This is a genomic window from Kistimonas ophiarachnellae (genome assembly GCF_057552235.1).
This window is the reverse complement of sequence record NZ_BAAJPA010000014.1, coordinates 105,282-123,529: the sequence shown is the minus strand read 5'-3', so window position 1 is coordinate 123,529 and position 18,248 is coordinate 105,282. Positions and strand designations below refer to the sequence as shown.

Here is an 18,248-nt window from a genome sequence, read left to right as displayed (position 1 = left end):
GATCTGTTATGGAAATTACACTGGGGCCGGTACTGACTTTCTGGAAAAAGCAGGCCGTACTGGATTTTTACCGGGAAGCGGAAGGCTGGCCAGTCGATCGTATCTACCTGGGAGAAACCGTCTGCGCCAAGCGCCGGGAGTTGCGGCTGGATGATTGGCTGGGGATAGCCCGCAACTTGAAAGCAGCAGGTAAAGAGGTCGTCCTGTCAACGCTGACTTTGCTCGAAGCGGCTTCCGAACTGGCATCCCTGCGCAAAATCTGCAGCAATGGCGAGTTTCTGGTCGAAGCCAATGATGTCGGGGCTATCCAGTTATTGTCAGAAGCTGGCGTGCCGTTTGTGGCAGGGCCGGCCATCAATATTTATAACGCCTATACACTACGCGAGATGGTCAATGCAGGGCTGCAGCGCTGGGTGATGCCGGTCGAGCTGTCCGGTGAGGCGCTGGCATCCATTCTGAATCAAGCGGATGACTTAGGTATCCGGGAACAATTTACGACAGAAGTCTTCAGTTACGGTTATCTGCCACTAGCCTGGTCAGCACGTTGTTTTACGGCCAGAGCCTATGACCTGCCCAAGGATGACTGCCAGTTCCGCTGTCTGGATCATCCGGATGGGCTGGCTGTTTTCAGTCAGGAAGGGGAGCGTCTGTTTACCCTGAATGGGATACAGACACAGTCAGGCCTGTGTAGCAACCTGTTGCCGCAATGGAAAAACATGGCAGAGATTGGGGTGGACGCCATGCGCATCTCCCCAAGGGAAACCGGTACCGGTGAACTGGTTCAGAAACTGCGCGAATCCATGACGTCCGAATTGACGGGTCAGTTACCGCTGCAGTCCGTTGATCAATGTAACGGTTACTGGTTTGGTCAGGCGGGGATGAACAGCACCTTGTCCTGACAAGGTGCTGGTGTTTTGGTTAGCTGGCCAGTGACACCAGACGGTCACTGGTCTGAAGCAATTGCTTAACCAGCTGTGGCAGCTGATCAAGATCAATGCCATCAAGCATGTTCTTGATGGCGAGACCCAGTTCGGTATTGCCTTCAATTACCAGCCGACGCTGGAAAAACAGGGTGTCAGGGTCTTCCCTGCGTGAAGCCAGTGCCAGGAAGGCGCTGCTCTTTCCGCGAATGGTTACGTCACAGGGGCGGGGCGAGCCCAGCACGAGCTTTTCATCAATGACTGTCAGGTAGAAATCCAGTTCAACGTCGGTGACTGACAGTTGCAGCCAGTGATCTTCCAGGCAGTCAAAATCCCCCTCAGACAGCGGTTCCCGAAAGGTGTGGTTCAGCGCCTGTGCCAGGGGGCGGTTGCGCAGTGACCATGGAATCACCTGCAGCGGCTTGAACAGCCAGGCGACCGGTGGATGGGGTATCCGGCGAAGTGTTTCAGGTAATGGCATTATTGCTCTTCCAATTTGAGATGCTGGTTCAGAATGTCCGGTGTCAGAAGGTAAAGTTCATCGAGTAATTGGCTGTGCAGTGAACCGGGCCCGGCGGCCTTGTCTGCAGCTCGTTCCCCAGCGATGCCCAGTACGGCCAGCGCGGCAGTCACGGCGGTCAGGCCATCGGCTTCGACGGCAAGAAAGGCGCCGGTCAGGGCGGTGGCCAGGCAACCTGTGCCGGTTACCCGGGTCATCATCGGATGGCCATTGTGCAGACGGACCTGTTTGTAGCCGTCGGTGATCAGGTCCGTGGCGCCGGTGATGGCGATGGTGGTTTGCCAGGCCCGGGCGGCGGTCATGGCCAGTGATTCGACCGCTTCCGGTGTATCGGTGCTGTCAACGCCTTTTCCGCCTAAGTCGCCGGTATATAGCGCCTGGATTTCTGATGCGTTGGCGCGTACCACGTTGGGCCGGTACTCAAGCATCAGCCTTGCCGTTTCAAGGCGGAAACGGGTGGCGGCGGCGCCAACAGGATCAAGCACCCAGGGCTTATCCGTATTATGGGCATGGCTGACAGCGCATTTCATGACCATGCCGGTGCGTGCGCTGGGTGTGCCGATATTAATCACCAGTGCGTTCGCCAGGTCAACCATATCAACGGTTTCTTCAATGGCATCAGCCATGATGGGAGACGCACCGAGTGCCAGCAGACCATTGGCAGTGAAATTCATGACCACCTTGTTGGTGATGTTATGCACCAAAGGGCGTTGTTGTCGTACAGCGTCCAGGGCGGTCGTGATCCGTTGCTGAAAGGTTGGGGCTGTCATGGCGGACTCCGGAAGCTGGGCGAAATAGAGAGGCAGTTAACCGGTTATATAAACCTGTCGGTACTCGGGTGCGCGATATTCTAGCAGTGCTTGAATTGATACACGCTTGATTTCGATCATAGGGAATGTGATTGATACGGATACCGTCTTTTTTGTTTAGCGAAATAAACTTAAAAGTAATCAAAAAATGATAAAAGTGCTGTTTTAAGTGCTTGAAAAATTACTAAAACACTAGGCATGCGTTTTTTAAGGATTAATTATCACTACTGCCCATTTTCTCTATTGCGAAGTGCCTAGTGCAGCGTTACAGTGCCTGCGTCATCAAGAAGTATGAAATACACGCTGTCGATCCTCACGACGGTGGCTCCTTCTACGACAGGCCATTTCTGGCGTGCCCGTTCGGGCGATATTGACAACACATTTTGTGAAAGGGATTCCGGTCTCAGGGGCCGGGCGTTGTAGCTTTTTTTCGCAGGGTTAATGTGATGACTACCAAGCGGCGGGAAACCTTGGCAGATACCTTTGCCATGATTACCTTTTTCATGGTTGCCGGCATGGCCATTGAAATTGGCCTGTCCGGTCTGAGTTTTGAACAATCGTTGCAATCCCGTTTGCTGAGTATTCCAGTAAACGCAGCCATTGCACGTCCTTATGGTGTCTTCCGTGACTGGCTGTTACGGGTAGGGCGTGTGGAAGAGGGTGGTTTTTTCCGCCGGCTGTTTCTCGATATTGTGGCTTTCGTACTGTTCCAGATTCCGGTTTACATTTTGCTGGTGGCCAGCACCGGTGCCTCAGCAAACCAGATTGTGGCTGCCTGTATCGGCCAGATCGGTGGCCTGGTATTCCTGGCGCGGCCTTATGGTGTTTACATGCAGTTTTGCCGTAAGATCGCCATCCGCTGTTTCGGCGGCGCCCTGGCGCCGGTAACTGTCCAGGAGCGGTCTGCCTGAGTCTGAGCTGGCAGGATGATCGAACAACAGCCGCAGGTGTCGGATGATGCCTGCGGCTTTTTTGTATGTATCAGGGAGCCATCATGACGCGGTGGGAGCAGCAGACAGCGGCGTTAATTCGTCAGGACAGCCTGAGGATGCGCTGTCTGGAAGCAGCCCGGTCACTCATGCTGCCAGACTGGTTTATTGGCGCCGGTTTTTTGCGTAATGCGATCTGGGATCATCTGCATCAGCGTTCAGGCGCTACGCTACTCAATGATGTCGACCTTGTGTATTTTGATCCGGATGATACGCGCCCGGAAAGCGAACAGGGTTTTGAGGCACATCTTCTTGAACTTTGCCCTGATGTGAAATGGGAAGTCAGGAATCAGGCCCGTATGCATCTCAAACATGGTTTGCTTCCGTTTCAAAATGCCAGTGACGGGATTGCCCACTGGGTTGAAACGCAAACCTGTGTCGGGGTTCGCCTGATACAAGATAACCAGTTATGTTTTACCGCCCCCTATGGGCTGGCGGAAAACTGGTCGCTGCGTGTATCCATGTGTGCGCGTAATCCGAGACCGGCTCTCTTCACGCAACGTGTCAAAGAAAAACAATGGGAGCGGTTATGGCCTTGTCTTCAAATTGACTGGCCTGGCTGTGATGCTTAAGTTTCAGGGAAGTAATGGTATTTTTTGCTCAGATATCACCTGTTTATGACTCGATGAATAACCCCTCTAAGCCTCTCGGGCGATGAGTGTAAAAAAACGTGGAATATGAAAAAAGAGGATGAATGATCTGAGTAAGCCTGTTTTTTGTGAAATATTCCTTTTATGGCCAACCCCTTACAAAACGATAACTAGGTAATAACACCTATAACCATTCGTTTGACTACGCATTACATCCTGTTATATTCGGGTTCCAGTCCAAGAGAGAAGTATGCGACTGGTCCTGTCTCTGGTCTTTTTTCTGGCTGTCTGTCGGTCGATATAGCCTGATTTTTCGTACCGTCACCGGACCGGTCGCCTGCTCATAACTAAATTTCGAAATACAAACAATGAGCACCAGGGGGAATGCATGTCTTTGCTGGACGTGAAGGATTTGCGTATCGAATTTCCGTCGCGACACGGTACGGCCGTTGCTGTGCAGGATGTGTCGTTCACCGTCGGGAAAGGTGAAATCCTGGGGCTTGTCGGCGAATCCGGTGCAGGTAAATCCACCATTGGTAATGCCATTATTTCTTTGCTGAGTCCGCCGGGGCGGGTCGCCGGTGGCCGTGTGGTGCTGGACGGTCAGGATATTAGCGGTTTGCGTGGAGAAGCGATCCGAAAAATTCGCGGACGGCGCATCGGTTTTATTTTCCAGGATCCAATGACGTCGTTGAATCCGTTGCTGACCATAGAAACCCAGTTGGTTGAAACCATTCTGGCTAATCTTGATGTCAGTAAGGAAGAGGCTTACCGACGCGCGATTGAACTACTGGAATCCGTAGGGATTCCGGAACCCCAACTTCGTATCAAGCAGTATCCCCATCAGTTTTCCGGTGGTATGCGTCAGCGGGTTGTTATCGCCATTGCCTTGTCTGGCGAACCGGAACTGATTATTGCAGATGAGCCTACCACTGCACTGGATGTTTCCATTCAGGATCAGATTCTCAACCTGATTCGCAAACTCTGTAAGGAGTTGCAGGTGGGCTGCCTTCTGGTGACTCACGATATGGGCGTCATTGCCAACGTGACGGACCGGGTCGCCGTCATGTACATGGGGGAGATGGTCGAGGTCGGACCGACCATGCAAATCCTGAAGGCTCCCTCACATCCGTATACCAAAAGCCTGATCAGTGCGGTACCCCGGAGTGATATCCGGTTACGCCGTTTCCCCCGGGTGGAATACATCGAGAAGGTACAGACCCGTTCCATTGATGTGAAAAATCACTGGTTGGGCCAGCGTGAGGCCCTGCCGGAGGGTCAGGAGAAGGTCAAACTACCCGATGATGTGCTGCTGGATGTCCAGCATGTGAACCTGCGGTTTGAAACGCAGTCAGCCTTTCTGGAAAAGAACCGGCAGTATGTGCAGGCTTCCAATGATGTCAGTTTCAGGATTCGCGAAGGGGAAACCTTTGGATTAGTCGGCGAGTCTGGTTCTGGCAAGTCAACCATTGCCCGAGTGATTGCCGGTTTATATCCAGCAGATTCCGGCTCGGTGATTTACGCGGGAACTGATTTGACCACACTGAGCGAAAAGGCCCGCAAGCCGTTTCGTCGTGACATCCAGATGGTGTTCCAGAATCCCTATTCCAGCCTCAATGCCCGGATGGTGATCAACGACATCATCGCTGAACCCATCCGTTTTCACGGATTGGCGGACTCTGAGCAGCAGACTCGTCAAATCGTTGCGGATTTGCTCGACCATGTTGGACTCGGTAGTCAGGCCGGAGTGAAATACCCCCATGAGTTTTCCGGTGGCCAGCGCCAGCGGATTTCCATTGCCCGTGCACTGGCGACCCGACCGCGCTTCCTGATCTGCGATGAACCAACGTCTGCACTGGATGTGTCAGTACAGGCGCAGATTCTTAACCTGCTGCGTGACCTGCAGGATGAGCTGGGCCTGACCATGCTGTTCATCAGTCATGACTTGCCGGTCATCCGGCAAATGTGTGACCGGATTGGTGTAATGCGTCATGGCACCCTGCTGGAAGTCAACGACACCGAAACATTGTTCTGCCAGCCGGCCCACGACTATACCCGTAACCTGATCAGGCTGATGCCCCATGTGGATGGGTTATCACGGGAAGGTCTGGATATTGAATCCAGCATTGCCGTGATGCAGGACGCCAACAGCAACCAGGCAGTTGCTGGCTAAATAAAAGAAAACAGAGCAAGGCAATAACAACACAACAAACCGTCCGAAAAACGGGGGAACAATGAAGACAACCGTGAAAAAACTGGCTGGCGCGATGCTGGCCCTGTCGCTGACGATAGGGGCGAATGCCGCCACCCTGAAAATGGCGTACGACGCTGACCCTGTGTCGCTGGATCCTCATGAGCAGCTGTCCGGCGGTACACTGCAGATGTCTCATATGGTGTTTGATCCGCTGGTGCGCTGGGATCAGAATCTTGAGTTTGCGCCTCGATTGGCAGAGAAGTGGGAGCGTATTGATGATCGCACCATGCGATTCCACCTGCGTAAAGGCGTCAAGTTTCACTCAGGCAATACGCTGACCGCCGAAGATGTGAAATGGACCTTCAGCCGTCTCAAGGCAAGCCCGGACTTCAAGGGTGTTTTTGGTCCTTTTAGCGCAGTCAATGTCGTTGATGAGTTGACGTTTGACCTGGTGACAGAGAAGCCCTATCCGCTGGTACTGAATGCAGCGACCTACATCTTCCCGATGGACAGCGCGTTCTATACCGGTATGGATGACAAGGGTCAGCCAAAGGACCTGCTGAAAAAGCATGCGGATACCTTTGCATCACGCAATGTGTCCGGCACCGGACCTTACACAGTTAGCTATCGTCAGCAGGGTGTCCGGGTCAACTTTGACCGTTTTGATGATTACTGGGACAAGCAGTCTCCAGGTAACGTGGATGAGATCATCATGACGCCCATCAAGGAAGACCCTACCCGGGTAGCGGCACTGCTCTCTGGTGACGTGGACTTTATCTATCCTGTCGCGCCGACTGATCACGAGCGACTCAAGAAAAGCAGTAATACCCAACTGGTCACCCTGCCCGGCACCCGTATCATCACCCTGCAGCTTAACCAGAGTCGTGTTGAAGCCTTTAAAGACAAGCGTGTCCGTCAGGCAGTCGTGTATGCCATCAATAACGAAGGCATCGTGAAGAAAATCATGAAAGGCTTCGCGACGGCAGCCGGTCAACAGGGTCCAAAAGGCTACGTGGCTTACCAGGATGACCTCAAGCCCCGTTATGACCTGAAAAAAGCCAAGGCGCTAATGAAGGAAGCCGGTTATGAGGATGGCTTCAGTGTGACCATGATGGCGCCCAATAACCGTTACATCAACGATGACAAGACGGCTCAGGCGGTCGCCAGCATGCTGGCCAGAATCAACATCAAGGTTGATCTCAAGACCATGCCCAAAGCGCAGTACTGGCCCGAGTTTGATGAACGTTCGGCGGACATCATGATGATCGGCTGGCACTCTGACACCGAAGACTCTGCCAACTTCACCGAGTACCTGACGGCCTGTGCCGACCTGGATACCGGCTGGGGACAGTACAACAGCGGTAACTACTGCAACAAGCTGGTCGACAGCATGGTGCGTGATGCCGGCAGTGAGACTGATCCGGCGAAACGTGCGGAACTGCTGAAGCAGGTTGAACGCACCCTGTATGAAGAAGCGGCATTCGTTCCCCTGCACTGGGAAAACCTGGCCTGGGGCGCCGGCAAGCATGTTAAGGCTGCCGATGTTGTCAACGTGATGAACTTCCCTTACCTGGGTGACCTTGTCATCGAAGAGTAATGGCTGACTGACTGCCAGCCCGGTGGCTGGCAGTCAGACTGACCTTCCGACGGCATGCGCTGCGTCGTTTATGCCATCCGAACCCTGACTGATAAGTGATGGTTTCATGCTTGCATTTCTTGCCAGACGCCTGTGGCAGGCGCTTATCGTGATGTTTGTTATCAGCATCATCAGTTTTTCAATCCAGGATAACCTGGGGGATCCGCTGCGCGAGCTGGTTGGCCAGGCGGTATCCGAGGCGGAGCGTGAGGCGCTGCGTGACGAAATGGGCCTGAATGACCCCTTCCTGGTGCAATATGGCCGCTTTTTGAGTAAGGCCGTCCAGGGCGATTTGGGCACTTCGTATTTCTTTAAGGAACCGGCCCTGGAAGTGATTCTTGGCAAGATGCCTGCAACCCTTGAGCTGGTATTTGGCGCTACGATCATCATTGTCCTGTTGTCGATTCCCGCGGGTGTTTACTGTGCCATTCGTCCGGACAGCTGGTTGACTCGGGGGATTCTGGGATTCAGTCTGCTGGGCATATCGGTCCCCGTTTTTCTTACTGCGATTTTCTGTATTTACCTGTTTTCCATTGAGCTGGGTTGGTTGCCGTCCTACGGTCGCGGTGAGGTAGTGCCGGTGATAGGGAGCTGGGAATCCGGTTACCTGACCCGTGACGGATTGCTGCATCTCATCCTGCCCTGTATTTCCCTGGCCAGTATCATGCTGCCGTTGTTTATTCGCCTGATCCGTTCGGAGATGGTGGAAGCGCTCCATACCGAGTATGTGAAGTTCGCCACCGCCAAAGGCCTGAAGAAAGCACGCATTTACTTTCTGCATGCCTTGAAAAACACCATGCTGCCGGTCATCACGGTCGGTGGTGTTCAGATCGGTACCATGGTCGCTTATACCATTCTGACGGAAACGGTTTTCCAGTGGCCTGGCATGGGCTTCCTGTTCCTGGAAGCGGTTAACCGTGTTGATACGCCGTTGATTGTCGCCTACCTGATTGTGGTCGGTGCGATCTTTGTCATCGTTAATACGCTGGTGGACCTGATCTACGGCCTGATTAACCCAACCGTCAAGCTGACAAGGAGCAGCCAATGAGTGATGCCATGATTGCCGGCCAAACGACAGCTGCACAGGTGTCGGCCCCATTGTCCAAGTGGCAGCGCTTTCGTCAGTCCACCTTCTGGTACAGCTTTACCCGTGACCGGGTGGCAATGGTCTGTGCCGCTATTTTTGTCCTGCTGGTGGCAGCGGCCCTGCTGGCGCCGGTGTTGGCACCGACCAACCCCTATGATATTTCCACCATCGATATTATGGATTCGGAAATTTCACCGCTCTGGGATGAAGCTGGTGATGAGCGTTTTCTTCTGGGTACTGATGCCCAGGGGCGAGACCTCTACAGTACGATTCTCTACGGTATGCGTATCTCCATAACCATCGGTCTGTGTGCAGTATTGCTGCAGGCGTTCTTGGGGGTGGTGATCGGTCTGACGGCAGGTTATGTCGGTGGACGGGTGGACAGCTTCCTGATGCGGGTTGCTGATATCCAGCTATCGTTTTCGACCATGATGGTCGCGATTATTGTGCTGGCCGTGTTCCAGGCTTCTTTCGGTACGGAACTGTACAGCAAGCTGGCCATGTTGATGTTGATTCTGGTGATAGGGATTGCCGAATGGCCACAGTATGCCCGTACCGTTAGGGCATCTGTACTCGCTGAAAAGAAAAAAGAGTACGTGGAAGCGGCGCGTGTTATGGGATTTGGTTCCGGACGCATTATGTTCCGCCATATTCTTCCTAATACTCTGTCGCCAATTCTGGTCATTTCCACGGTGCAGATTGCCAATGCGATTATCAGCGAAGCAGCGCTTTCGTTCCTGGGATTGGGGATGCCGGTATCTCAGCCATCTCTCGGTTCACTGATTTCCAGTGGGTTTGAGTACATTTTCTCCGGTTCCTGGTGGATTACCGTGATTCCCGGCCTGGTGTTGATCCTGCTGGTGATGGTCATCAACATTCTGGGGGACTGGCTACGGGATGTAATGAATCCGAAACTGTATAAAGGGTAATTGTTAAAAAGCCCGGTGTTCCAATCGACTCGGAACACCGGGCTTTTTCAGGTTTATTCGAAAAATCTGCTTGATGAGCGTTGGCTTTAATGACATCAGTTTTGTGATCGAAAGGCGGCCAGCCGTTCGCCCGGTAAGGGAGACTGGCTCAGCGATTTGTCGCTGCCCTGGTAAACCTGACCAAACCGGTTGTTAATGAAATCCTCAAAGTTGGTATCTTCCTGTCTGACCAGCCCTTTCTGGGGCAGACGGCCCTCGACCAGTAAATCCAGCATCGCACAGATGCTAGATGCCGTTGTCGTCTGGATCGCACTCCAGAAACGATCTCCGATCTTCTGGCCATAGAGTTTGCGGGTCCAGGTTTCCTGAACGAGGCGGTTATTAATCTCGCCGCTCACATTGACGAAAACGAGCACCACATCCTGCAGTGTGATGGGTAGGGCATCTTCCATAATTTCCTTGAGCAGATCCCGACGTTCTTTCAGGCGAAGGTCATTCAGCAATAACTTCATGGCATCCCGATGGCCGGGATAGCGAACGGTACGGTAATTGAGATTGCGGACTTTGCCGTGCAGGGTTTCGCAGAGGGTGCCGAGCCCGCCAGAGGTATTGAAGGCCTCGTAGTTAATGCCATCCAGGGAGAAGTGTTCCAGCTGTTCCAGGGGTTGCACTTCTTTCAGCTCGCCCTCGACAATGGCTTCGCAGGGTTGGCTGTACTCATTGAGCAGACCTTCAGTGGACCAGGTCAGGTTGTATTTGAGTCCGTTGGAGGGGTAGGTCGGCAAGGCGCCAACCCGCATATGGACATTGTCCAGGTGATCAAACATGCTGGCCAGGTGATGGGTAATGATCGAGATAAAACCCGGCGCAAGGCCGCATTGAGGAATGAAGGCAGTTTCTGCCTTTTCCGCCAGAGCCTTGACCAGGCGGGTGTTGGCAACATCTTCCGTCAGGTCAAGGTAGTGACAGCGATGTTTAAGGGCGGCTTCTGCGATAATGGCGCTGAGGTGGTAGGGGCCGGCAGAAATGACAGCGTATTTCCCTTTCAGCGCCTTGGATAAGGCGTCGTGGTCATAGACATCCAGTTGTAATGTACGGATGGCCGGATATTTGGGTAACTGGTCGAAGCCTGCCGTATGGCTGTCGGCGACAGTGACTTCATAACCACCCTGGCCCGCCAGGAGTTCGCTGATCATGGCGCCAATCTTCCCTGCGCCGACAAGAAGTATCTGTTTCATTACAGCATCCTACCTGTAGCTGGTGAACGGAAATCGTGAAATATAACCCTCAGTATAGGGAGGTTCTGGGGCCGGAATAGCTTATGGCTGGCAGGTTACAGGCGGATGGTTCTCTGTATGGATGATTTAGCCTGTCTATGTGCGTGATTGTTATAAGTAATTGTTTTATCGTAGCGGTTGGTTGCATACTGGCGCACAGAAAAGTGGCGGTTCCTGCCTGCGGGCTGGTCCCTGCCGTGATAACAGTTTTGAGGCATTCCATGAAACGGTTTACTATCTTCGGTCGTCCTGGTTGCGGTTACTGCGTCCGTGCCAAAGAGCTTTGTGAGCAGAAAGGGCTGCCTTTCAAGTATGTTGATATCTATGAAGAAGGTATCTCCAAGGAAGACCTTGAAAAAACCGTTGGCCGTCCGGTAGAAACGGTTCCCCAGATTTTCCACGGCCAGGATTACATCGGTGGCTTTACCGAACTGGACGCTTATGTGAAAGAACAGGGCCTCTGATCGGCGCTGTCAGGTAACAGACACTATTAGTGTGTCTGTTACCGATAGACAACCCATTGACACCCATTGTTTCTTTTTTTCGGGTGTCGATCTGTAACAATCGCCAGCTCAATAACATAATCCAGAAAAGCATGGCCACAGGTTCTTCTCTCGTCATCCGTGCCGGGTATGACGCACTTCAAAAAATTCAAAACGATGGTTTTTCCTTTCATGATGTCGATGTCATGGCGGGTGCTTCCGGCGGTCCCAAATGGTTTGTGCTGACGGGACTCGATAAAGCGATCATTTCGAATCTCCTGCCAACCCGGCAGTCCCCGCTTCATCTTTTGGGTACGTCTGCAGGATGCTGGCGGTTTTCCTGTTTTGCTCAGGCTGATCCGCTGTCTGCTCATCGACGTTTTGAACAGGGATACCTGCATCAGCGTTATTCCAAACAGGCGACGGCTGCGGAAATTACCGAAAAGTGTCGTGCGCTTATCAAAGATATGTTGGCAGACAACGGAGCCTGCGAGATTGTTGCGAACCCCACCGTTAAATTAAACCTGATTACGGCCCAGTGTCATGGACTGGCAGCTTGTGAACAAAAACACCTGCAGGCTGCAGGTCTGTTAATGAGTGCAGCAGGTAATGCCTTGTCCCGACGCCATTTGGGGCGTTTCTTTACACGGGTCTTGTTTCATCATCCGGACGAGCGCCCACCATTCTGGTCGCTGGATGATCTGCCGACACGGAATGTCCCGATCAGTACCGGGAATATTGAAGATGCCATCGTGGCTTCCGGCTCTATTCCGCTGGCTTTGTCAGGAGTGCGCGATATTCATGGTGCAGGCCCCGGCATGTACCGCGATGGCGGTGTCACGGATTACCATTTCGACCTGCCGTTTAACCAGGGCAATGGCTTGGTGTTTTATCCGCACTTTTATGACCGCGCGATACCGGGCTGGTTCGATAAATCACTGAAATGGCGCAAACCCTCCGCGGACAACTACCGGAATGTGGTTATGGTGGCGCCGTCACCGTCGTTTGTCAGTCAGTTGCCTTATGGCAAGATTCCTGACCGGAAAGATTTTGTCCGCATGGATGACCAGCAGCGCATCCGGTACTGGCAAATCGTGATTCGGGAAAGCCAGCGTTTGGGGGATGAGTTGCTTGAGCGACTGGAAAAGGGTGATCTTGCACAGCATGTGCAGCCATTCGCATGAGTGATTGGTTACAGGATACTGATCTCCCCGGGATTCAGCTGCAGTATCATCGCTGAGCCGTATTTTATACCAGGCAGAGGCCGGGTAATGATTTCCAGAATATCCGGTGACTGGAAATGGTCTGGCTTGGTTTCCGGATGCGGGTAGTAGACGTAGCCATCGGCCAGATGATCCATGTGAGTACCGACTTTGCATCGGAAAAAGGAGAAGTCTTCCATTGGCATGGCGTCACACCATTTAACACCGCGAAAACAACGATAGGGTGTGACAATCCGGTAGGTTGCAGGAGTAATAGAGAGATTCAGCGTGCCCCGGTAGAATCCTGAGAGATCAAGGCCGAGTGCCTCAAACAGCGGGAACTGCCAATTCAGGGAACCTTCTGGAAAGCGCGGGTCAGGGTGTTGCCCGGATGCTACACCATGGCCGGGTGTCACGGTTGCGGAGAGGGTTTGCCATTGCATGGAAGGTTTGCCTGTTAAGTCCTTGAATGCATACCTGTCACGGGGGGGAGAGAGTATGATTCGTGATTGTGTCCCGGCAGACGCTGCCCGTGTCTGCGCAATTTACAATCATTATATTGAAGAAAGTACCGCCACCTTTGAAGAGCAGGCGATCACTGAGAACGTCATGCTTGATCGAATTCTTTCCATACAGACACGGTTTCCCTGGCTGGTTATCGAAGACGCTGGTGTCGTCATGGGCTATGCCTATGCCAGTCCCTGGAAAGACCGTTCTGCGTACCGTTATACCTGTGAAACCAGTGTGTATCTTGCTAAAGAAGTGTCAGGCCGGGGGCTGGGTTCGCAGCTGTATGAGGCTTTGATCGAACGGTTGACGGCCATGTCCATGCATTCGGTCATCGGTATTGTGTCCCTGCCTAATGCGGCCAGTGTCCGGTTGCATGAGCGACACGGGTTTGTCCAGGTGGCGCACTTGCGTGAGGTTGGCGTCAAGTTCGGACGTAGGCTGGATGTAGGTTACTGGCAGCGCATTTTACCCGCGGTTGATCAGACGATGTAATTGTCTGTTCCCGTCGTACCGGGGATTAGTGATACAGATGGCATAATCAGCATGATTCTTTGCTGAAACGCAGCTTTTTCTTGCGGATGATAAAACCTTATGATCCCGTCATTTTACGATGATCAGGTAGGGTTTGTTTTGGCCGTTCTTCTGAGTGCATTGTTTCCCGTTTTTGCCCTGATGCTGTCGGGTGGTATTGCCGCACGTTTTTCATTGCTGCCATCCGGTAGCGATACGGCGCTGAATCGGTATGTTTACTTCTTCGCGGTACCGGCCTTGCTGGTCACGGGATTGGGTGAAGCGTCACTGGATCAGATTCTTCGCTGGGATTTCATGCTGGGGTATCTACTGGCGGCAATCGGCGTTTACATCGGTGTGTTTGTCATCGCTCACCGTCTGTTGAAGCGTTCACTGGCAGAAAGTGGGTTACAGTCGTATACCGCGTCTTTCGCCAATACCGGATATATTGGCATTCCCCTGTTGCTGGGGCTGTTCCCGAATTCTCCTGATGCCATTATTGCTGCGGTGATAACAACGGTATTGTCTAACGTCATGCTGGTGCTGGCCCTGATCAAGATTGAATTGCACTATGCCACCCAGGGTTACCGTATCCGCCAGTTGCTGGGGCGTATTATTGTCCGTGTTGTACTGAATCCTTTTATATTGGCGACGATCGTTGGTCTGTTGATCAGTTTGCTGCAGATTTCCCTACCTGCACCCATCAACCGTTTTCTGCATATGCTGGCGGATACCACCTGTCCTGTCGCCCTGTTTGCCATTGGTATGGTGCTGGCGGGGCGATCGTCGGAGCAGCCAGCGACTGTATCAGGTGGTTCGCGGGATGTGGTTAGCCTCATGGTCGTGAGTGGGGCCAAACTCTTGCTGCAGCCCCTGTTGACGCTGATCTGCCTTCGTTATCTCGGCGTCAGTGGTCAATGGTTACGCATGGGAACGCTGCTGGCGGCCTTGCCAACCGCAGCCAATGTGTACGTGATTGCTGAGCAATATGGTATCTACACCAAAGGTTCTGCAAGGGCCATTATGGTCGGCACGTTGCTGACACTTTTGACAGTACCTATGGTCCAAATGCTGCTAACTCGTATGGCCTGAGTGAGTCTCTCCCAGAACGGAGTGCAGACGTTCCTGCATAAAATCCATAAAAAGGCGCACGCGCTGCGGCAAGTGTTCACGACTGTGGTAAATCATGCTGAGCGTACGACACGCGCCTTCCCATTCCGGTAGCAGCGGTGTCAGGGGGACTTTGTCCTTATGCATGGCCACATAGGCATGGGGCAGGTTAACGATGCCGAGTCCTCGACCGGCTGCGATCACTGCGGTAAACATCTCGTTGACATTTATACGCGGCGATTTCTGAATGCGAATAAATTCTCCGCCGGGGTGAGTAAGGCGCCACTCCTTGAGTGGCCAGGTCATGATCAGGTCATGGTTGGCCAGCTGGTTGGGATGATCGGGCAGCTCCCGATCCCGGAGATAGTGATGACTGGCATACAGCCCGTAACGCAGCAGGCCGATGGGCCTGGCAATCAGGTCGGAGTCAGGCAGTTCTCCGCCGACAAAGGCGACATCAATCGACTGATCCAGAAAGGAAGGGAAATCATTGGTCAGGTCTATATCGAGACGGATCGCTGGCCATTCGACGCTGAAATCAGCAAAGTGCGGTGAAAGAAAACTACTGGCCAGATTGATAGGCGCTGTAATTCGCAACAGCCCTTCCGGTGTTTCCAGGGATTGCTGTAATTCCCGGTTGGCTTCTTCAATGGTATCAAGCCCGGTGGCACATCGGTGGAAATAGCGTTGACCGGTTTCCGTCAGCTGCAGGCGACGGGTAGAGCGTATTAACAAACGACAGCCAAGGCTTTTTTCCAACTGGCTGATTTTACGGCTGACAGTAGAGGCGGGAATCCCAAGGTAACGGGATGCTGAAGTGAAGCTACCTTCCCGGATAACCGTGACGAATACCTGTAACGCTTCCAGGTTAACTTCTGACATGGCAGGTAAAACGGATCCTTTCGATTGAACGGGCGCACCTTATCGTCAGGGAGCTGAAAAGGCAATTTGGTGTTCTCAGTAGTGAGGATGTTCCTTTGAATAATCACTCTTCTAGAAAATGATGAGTTGGTCGTTGTTAGGTTATTCCTGGAAGATCCAGAGAAACGGGTTTTCAGGCCGGCAACGAGGGACCGTCTGATGCAGTGATCAATGATCTCTGCCATTATGCCAAGGCTGGCGGTATGAACAATAAAAGCACCGTCACTGTCTTTTGACTTGCAGCGGAACATGACAATGCCAGAACAGCCCATTCTTATATTTGACCAGCAGGATCATATTGCCACTATCACGTTGAACAGGCCTGAGACGCGTCATGCTATTTCCGAGGCCGATATGGTGGAAGCGCTGGTGGCCGCGTGCCAGCGATTGAATGCTGACGACAGTATTCGTGTCGTGATCCTGACCGCTACAGGCAGTACCTTTTGTTCGGGAGGCAATATCAAGGATATGCGCGACAAGAAAGGCATGTTCGCTGGTGATGAGAAAGCATTGATGGAAAATTACCAGCAGGGCATTCAACGCATTCCCCTGGCGTTATCTCAGGTTGAAGTGCCGGTGATTGCCGCAGTCAATGGCGCGGCCGTCGGTGCGGGCTGTGACCTTGCCTGTATGTGCGATATCCGCATTGCATCAGACACCGCAATGTTTGCGGAAAGTTTCATCAAAATGGGGCTGATTCCGGGGGATGGCGGTGCCTGGTTCTTACCCCGTGTCATTGGTATCAGTCGTGCAACAGAGATGGCGTTGACCGGGCGATCCATTGATGCGGAAACGGCCTGTCGCTGGGGGCTGGTATCGGAAGTGGTAAGTGGGGATCAACTGATGTCTCGTGCCAATGCGATTGCACAGGAAATCGCTGCGAATCCTCCACAGGCCTTAAAAGCCACGAAACGACTCTTGAAGCAGGGGCAAACAATGGCATTGCCTGAACTGCTGGAAGCATCGGCCAGCATACAGGCAATGTTGCATGGCACGCGGGATCACAGCGAAGCGGTCAATGCCTTCCTTGAAAAACGGGAAGCCCGGTTTACCGGGCAATAATGCATCAGGGCGTTGCCGGGCTGGTCACACCGCATTGATGGGCATTTGCCATAAAGCCCGGCATACGAGCCGGTTTACCGGTGGAGATCGCGATGCAGGTGTAATCAATATCCGCGGTCACCAGTGTGGCGCCATCGCTGGTGCGGATAATCTGGAAATGGCGGCTGGCATGCAGGCGGTTAGCCTTCGTTAACCAGGTGCCAACTTTCATCAGACTGCCTGAGGTGGCGGCAGCGTGATAGTGAATATGGGTGTCAACGGTGGCCATGGCGCGATCCGCCTGTTGCCAGGTAATCCATGGGGCGCCGAGGTCGGTGATATGGAGCCAGGCGGCCTGTTCCATCCATTGCAGGTACACAGTGTTGTTCACGTGACCCAGTCGGTCAGTATGTTCGAATCCGGCCGACACCGTCATGATAAAGGGTGACGGCAAATCCCATGTCCATTGTGTCTTGCTCACGTGTACAACCCTGGCTTGTTATCAACGCTAACTGGCATGTTAGAGAGAGGTAACATTCTGTACAACCCCGGGGGGTGCGATTGCAGGTTGTGAGGGTATAATCGCACCCATTGTTTCATTGGTATTGATTGAGAGTTATGAGCCTGTCATTACGAGACCAGTTGCTGAAAGCCGGTGCGGTCAGCAAAAAGCAGCACCAGCAAGCCCGTACCCAGAAGAAAAAGGACCGCAAGGCCGGTAAGGAAGACGATTCTGCCGCCAACAAGGCCGCGGCCCAGAAGGCCCGTGAAGAGCAGGCGGCCCGTGATCGGGAACTGAACCGTCAGCGGGAAGAGGAGCGCACCCGCAAGGCGATCCAGGCACAGATCCGTCAGCTGGCGAGTGATCATCAGGTCGCGAAAGAAGAGGGTGAAACCGCTTACCGCTTCAATGATCGCGGTACGATCAAAAAGTGGTATATCTCTGACAAGCAACTGGATCGGATTGCCAATGGTCAGTTGGCAGTGATCGGCCTGGATGACCAGTATTACCTGGTGCCTTACCGTATTGCGGAAAAGATTGCAGAGCGTGACGAGGCGGCCATACTGGTGCTGAACACCCGCAAGGAAGTCGATGAAGATGATCCGTATGCGGATTACCAGATTCCGGATGACCTGATGTGGTAAGACGACGGTCTGAGATGAATAAAAAAACACCGGCAATTGCCGGTGTTTTTTTATTCGGGGCATGATTAAGCCAGCTATACCGTACTAGCTGTTCCATAAAGCATTCCAAGGTGACTGTGTCTTGGCTTTTCGTTTTCAGTGATTATGCAGCGAAATGGCTGTAATTTCTGAAACAGACGTTCTATGACATTCCACTCTTTGTCATATGCCCGTTCCACAAGCCTGCTTCGGCTTTGCGGAATAACGGGCTTCGCTCCCTTGTTTTTTATCTTCTGAGCTGAAACAGTTGAAACATAACCCTGTTCTGCCAAAAGCCGCTATCAACGTAAGGGCTTGATCGAACTCAGAAGCGCTTTCAGGCGTCAGGGTAAAACG

Annotated in this window: 19 protein-coding genes; 13 read left to right on the top strand and 6 right to left on the bottom strand. The window is 52.9% G+C overall.

Annotated features, from left to right (window positions below; all coding sequences use genetic code 11):
• Positions 1–8: 8 nt before the first annotated feature.
• Complete coding sequence (locus tag AC27K1_RS17325; RefSeq protein WP_487152053.1) at positions 9–899, top strand: U32 family peptidase; 891 nt, start codon at positions 9–11, stop codon at positions 897–899.
• 19 nt (positions 900–918) lie between these two features.
• On the opposite strand, the gene ubiT is transcribed toward AC27K1_RS17325, so the two are convergent.
• Together ubiT and thiM are read right to left on the bottom strand one after the other, a co-directional pair.
• On the bottom strand, positions 919–1,401 hold the full coding sequence (gene ubiT / locus AC27K1_RS17320) for a ubiquinone anaerobic biosynthesis accessory factor UbiT (protein ID WP_487152052.1): 483 nt from the start codon (positions 1,399–1,401) through the stop codon (positions 919–921).
• Complete coding sequence (gene thiM, locus AC27K1_RS17315; protein WP_487152051.1) at positions 1,401–2,210, bottom strand: hydroxyethylthiazole kinase; 810 nt, start codon at positions 2,208–2,210, stop codon at positions 1,401–1,403. The genes ubiT and thiM overlap by 1 nt, the downstream gene beginning before the upstream one ends.
• Before the next feature lie 485 nt (positions 2,211–2,695).
• On the opposite strand from thiM, the gene alaE reads away from it, so the two are divergent.
• From alaE to AC27K1_RS17285, 6 genes are all read left to right on the top strand, one after another.
• On the top strand, positions 2,696–3,160 hold the full coding sequence (alaE, locus tag AC27K1_RS17310; protein ID WP_487152050.1) for an L-alanine exporter AlaE: 465 nt from the start codon (positions 2,696–2,698) through the stop codon (positions 3,158–3,160).
• 83 nt (positions 3,161–3,243) lie between these two features.
• Positions 3,244–3,810, top strand: coding sequence for a nucleotidyltransferase family protein (locus AC27K1_RS17305; protein ID WP_487152049.1), 567 nt, complete (start codon positions 3,244–3,246; stop codon positions 3,808–3,810).
• 406 nt (positions 3,811–4,216) lie between these two features.
• Positions 4,217–6,001 (top strand): dipeptide ABC transporter ATP-binding protein, encoded by a 1,785-nt coding sequence (locus tag AC27K1_RS17300; RefSeq protein WP_487152048.1) that lies wholly within the window; start codon positions 4,217–4,219, stop codon positions 5,999–6,001.
• A 61-nt stretch (positions 6,002–6,062) separates the two neighbouring features.
• Positions 6,063–7,619: an ABC transporter substrate-binding protein gene (locus AC27K1_RS17295; protein WP_487152047.1), complete on the top strand. Its 1,557-nt coding sequence runs from the start codon at positions 6,063–6,065 to the stop codon at positions 7,617–7,619.
• A gap of 106 nt (positions 7,620–7,725) precedes the next feature.
• Complete coding sequence (locus AC27K1_RS17290) at positions 7,726–8,706, top strand: ABC transporter permease (protein WP_487152046.1); 981 nt, start codon at positions 7,726–7,728, stop codon at positions 8,704–8,706.
• A complete protein-coding gene (locus AC27K1_RS17285; protein WP_487152045.1) occupies positions 8,703–9,674 on the top strand; it encodes an ABC transporter permease in 972 nt (323 codons plus the stop codon). Before AC27K1_RS17290 ends, AC27K1_RS17285 begins: the two co-directional genes overlap by 4 nt.
• 95 nt (positions 9,675–9,769) lie before the next feature.
• Here AC27K1_RS17285 and AC27K1_RS17280 read toward each other — a convergent pair whose 3' ends face one another.
• Positions 9,770–10,912 carry a saccharopine dehydrogenase family protein gene (locus AC27K1_RS17280; protein WP_487152044.1) on the bottom strand — a complete coding sequence of 381 codons (1,143 nt, stop codon included), beginning with the start codon at positions 10,910–10,912 and terminating at the stop codon, positions 9,770–9,772.
• A 260-nt stretch (positions 10,913–11,172) separates the two neighbouring features.
• Here AC27K1_RS17280 and AC27K1_RS17275 point away from each other — a divergent pair, with 260 nt between their 5' ends.
• Positions 11,173–11,415: a GrxA family glutaredoxin gene (locus tag AC27K1_RS17275; RefSeq protein ID WP_395178766.1), complete on the top strand. Its 243-nt coding sequence runs from the start codon at positions 11,173–11,175 to the stop codon at positions 11,413–11,415.
• Positions 11,416–11,546: 131 nt separating this feature from the next.
• The gene (locus AC27K1_RS17270; protein ID WP_487152043.1) at positions 11,547–12,617 is read left to right on the top strand and encodes a patatin-like phospholipase domain-containing protein; all 1,071 of its coding nucleotides are present in this window, start codon (positions 11,547–11,549) and stop codon (positions 12,615–12,617) included.
• Positions 12,618–12,625: 8 nt separating this feature from the next.
• Here AC27K1_RS17270 and AC27K1_RS17265 read toward each other — a convergent pair whose 3' ends face one another.
• On the bottom strand, positions 12,626–13,078 hold the full coding sequence (locus tag AC27K1_RS17265; RefSeq protein ID WP_487152042.1) for a hypothetical protein: 453 nt from the start codon (positions 13,076–13,078) through the stop codon (positions 12,626–12,628).
• A gap of 55 nt (positions 13,079–13,133) precedes the next feature.
• Here AC27K1_RS17265 and AC27K1_RS17260 point away from each other — a divergent pair, with 55 nt between their 5' ends.
• Together AC27K1_RS17260 and AC27K1_RS17255 are read left to right on the top strand one after the other, a co-directional pair.
• A complete protein-coding gene (locus tag AC27K1_RS17260; protein ID WP_487152041.1) occupies positions 13,134–13,637 on the top strand; it encodes a GNAT family N-acetyltransferase in 504 nt (167 codons plus the stop codon).
• A gap of 99 nt (positions 13,638–13,736) precedes the next feature.
• Complete coding sequence (locus tag AC27K1_RS17255; protein WP_487152040.1) at positions 13,737–14,747, top strand: AEC family transporter; 1,011 nt, start codon at positions 13,737–13,739, stop codon at positions 14,745–14,747.
• Here the strand turns inward: AC27K1_RS17255 and AC27K1_RS17250 are convergent.
• Positions 14,730–15,647, bottom strand: a complete 918-nt coding sequence (locus AC27K1_RS17250) for a LysR family transcriptional regulator (RefSeq protein ID WP_487152039.1) — start codon at positions 15,645–15,647, stop codon at positions 14,730–14,732. The genes AC27K1_RS17255 and AC27K1_RS17250 overlap by 18 nt on opposite strands.
• 294 nt (positions 15,648–15,941) lie before the next feature.
• Here AC27K1_RS17250 and AC27K1_RS17245 point away from each other — a divergent pair, with 294 nt between their 5' ends.
• The gene (locus tag AC27K1_RS17245) at positions 15,942–16,748 is read left to right on the top strand and encodes a crotonase/enoyl-CoA hydratase family protein (RefSeq protein WP_487152038.1); all 807 of its coding nucleotides are present in this window, start codon (positions 15,942–15,944) and stop codon (positions 16,746–16,748) included.
• A gap of 4 nt (positions 16,749–16,752) precedes the next feature.
• Here AC27K1_RS17245 and AC27K1_RS17240 read toward each other — a convergent pair whose 3' ends face one another.
• Positions 16,753–17,208 carry an acyl-CoA thioesterase gene (locus tag AC27K1_RS17240; protein ID WP_487152037.1) on the bottom strand — a complete coding sequence of 152 codons (456 nt, stop codon included), beginning with the start codon at positions 17,206–17,208 and terminating at the stop codon, positions 16,753–16,755.
• Positions 17,209–17,345: 137 nt separating this feature from the next.
• On the opposite strand from AC27K1_RS17240, the gene AC27K1_RS17235 reads away from it, so the two are divergent.
• Positions 17,346–17,873 carry a DUF2058 domain-containing protein gene (locus AC27K1_RS17235; protein ID WP_487152036.1) on the top strand — a complete coding sequence of 176 codons (528 nt, stop codon included), beginning with the start codon at positions 17,346–17,348 and terminating at the stop codon, positions 17,871–17,873.
• The last annotated feature ends 375 nt before the right edge of the window (positions 17,874–18,248 follow it).

Bases quoted from the DNA above. Each gene is read 5' to 3' on its own strand.
- AC27K1_RS17265 (WP_487152042.1), bottom strand. From the start codon at position 13,078: ATGCAATGGCAAACCCTCTCCGCAACCGTGACACCCGGCCATGGTGTA.
- AC27K1_RS17290 (WP_487152046.1), top strand. From the start codon at position 7,726: ATGCTTGCATTTCTTGCCAGACGCCTGTGGCAGGCGCTTATCGTGATG.
- AC27K1_RS17250 (WP_487152039.1), bottom strand. From the start codon at position 15,647: ATGTCAGAAGTTAACCTGGAAGCGTTACAGGTATTCGTCACGGTTATC.
- thiM (WP_487152051.1), bottom strand. From the start codon at position 2,210: ATGACAGCCCCAACCTTTCAGCAACGGATCACGACCGCCCTGGACGCT.
- AC27K1_RS17255 (WP_487152040.1), top strand. From the start codon at position 13,737: ATGATCCCGTCATTTTACGATGATCAGGTAGGGTTTGTTTTGGCCGTT.
- AC27K1_RS17285 (WP_487152045.1), top strand. From the start codon at position 8,703: ATGAGTGATGCCATGATTGCCGGCCAAACGACAGCTGCACAGGTGTCG.
- AC27K1_RS17280 (WP_487152044.1), bottom strand. From the start codon at position 10,912: ATGAAACAGATACTTCTTGTCGGCGCAGGGAAGATTGGCGCCATGATC.
- AC27K1_RS17235 (WP_487152036.1), top strand. From the start codon at position 17,346: ATGAGCCTGTCATTACGAGACCAGTTGCTGAAAGCCGGTGCGGTCAGC.
- AC27K1_RS17305 (WP_487152049.1), top strand. From the start codon at position 3,244: ATGACGCGGTGGGAGCAGCAGACAGCGGCGTTAATTCGTCAGGACAGC.
- ubiT (WP_487152052.1), bottom strand. From the start codon at position 1,401: ATGCCATTACCTGAAACACTTCGCCGGATACCCCATCCACCGGTCGCC.
- alaE (WP_487152050.1), top strand. From the start codon at position 2,696: ATGACTACCAAGCGGCGGGAAACCTTGGCAGATACCTTTGCCATGATT.
- AC27K1_RS17300 (WP_487152048.1), top strand. From the start codon at position 4,217: ATGTCTTTGCTGGACGTGAAGGATTTGCGTATCGAATTTCCGTCGCGA.
- AC27K1_RS17260 (WP_487152041.1), top strand. From the start codon at position 13,134: ATGATTCGTGATTGTGTCCCGGCAGACGCTGCCCGTGTCTGCGCAATT.
- AC27K1_RS17325 (WP_487152053.1), top strand. From the start codon at position 9: ATGGAAATTACACTGGGGCCGGTACTGACTTTCTGGAAAAAGCAGGCC.
- AC27K1_RS17295 (WP_487152047.1), top strand. From the start codon at position 6,063: ATGAAGACAACCGTGAAAAAACTGGCTGGCGCGATGCTGGCCCTGTCG.
- AC27K1_RS17270 (WP_487152043.1), top strand. From the start codon at position 11,547: ATGGCCACAGGTTCTTCTCTCGTCATCCGTGCCGGGTATGACGCACTT.
- AC27K1_RS17275 (WP_395178766.1), top strand. From the start codon at position 11,173: ATGAAACGGTTTACTATCTTCGGTCGTCCTGGTTGCGGTTACTGCGTC.
- AC27K1_RS17245 (WP_487152038.1), top strand. From the start codon at position 15,942: ATGCCAGAACAGCCCATTCTTATATTTGACCAGCAGGATCATATTGCC.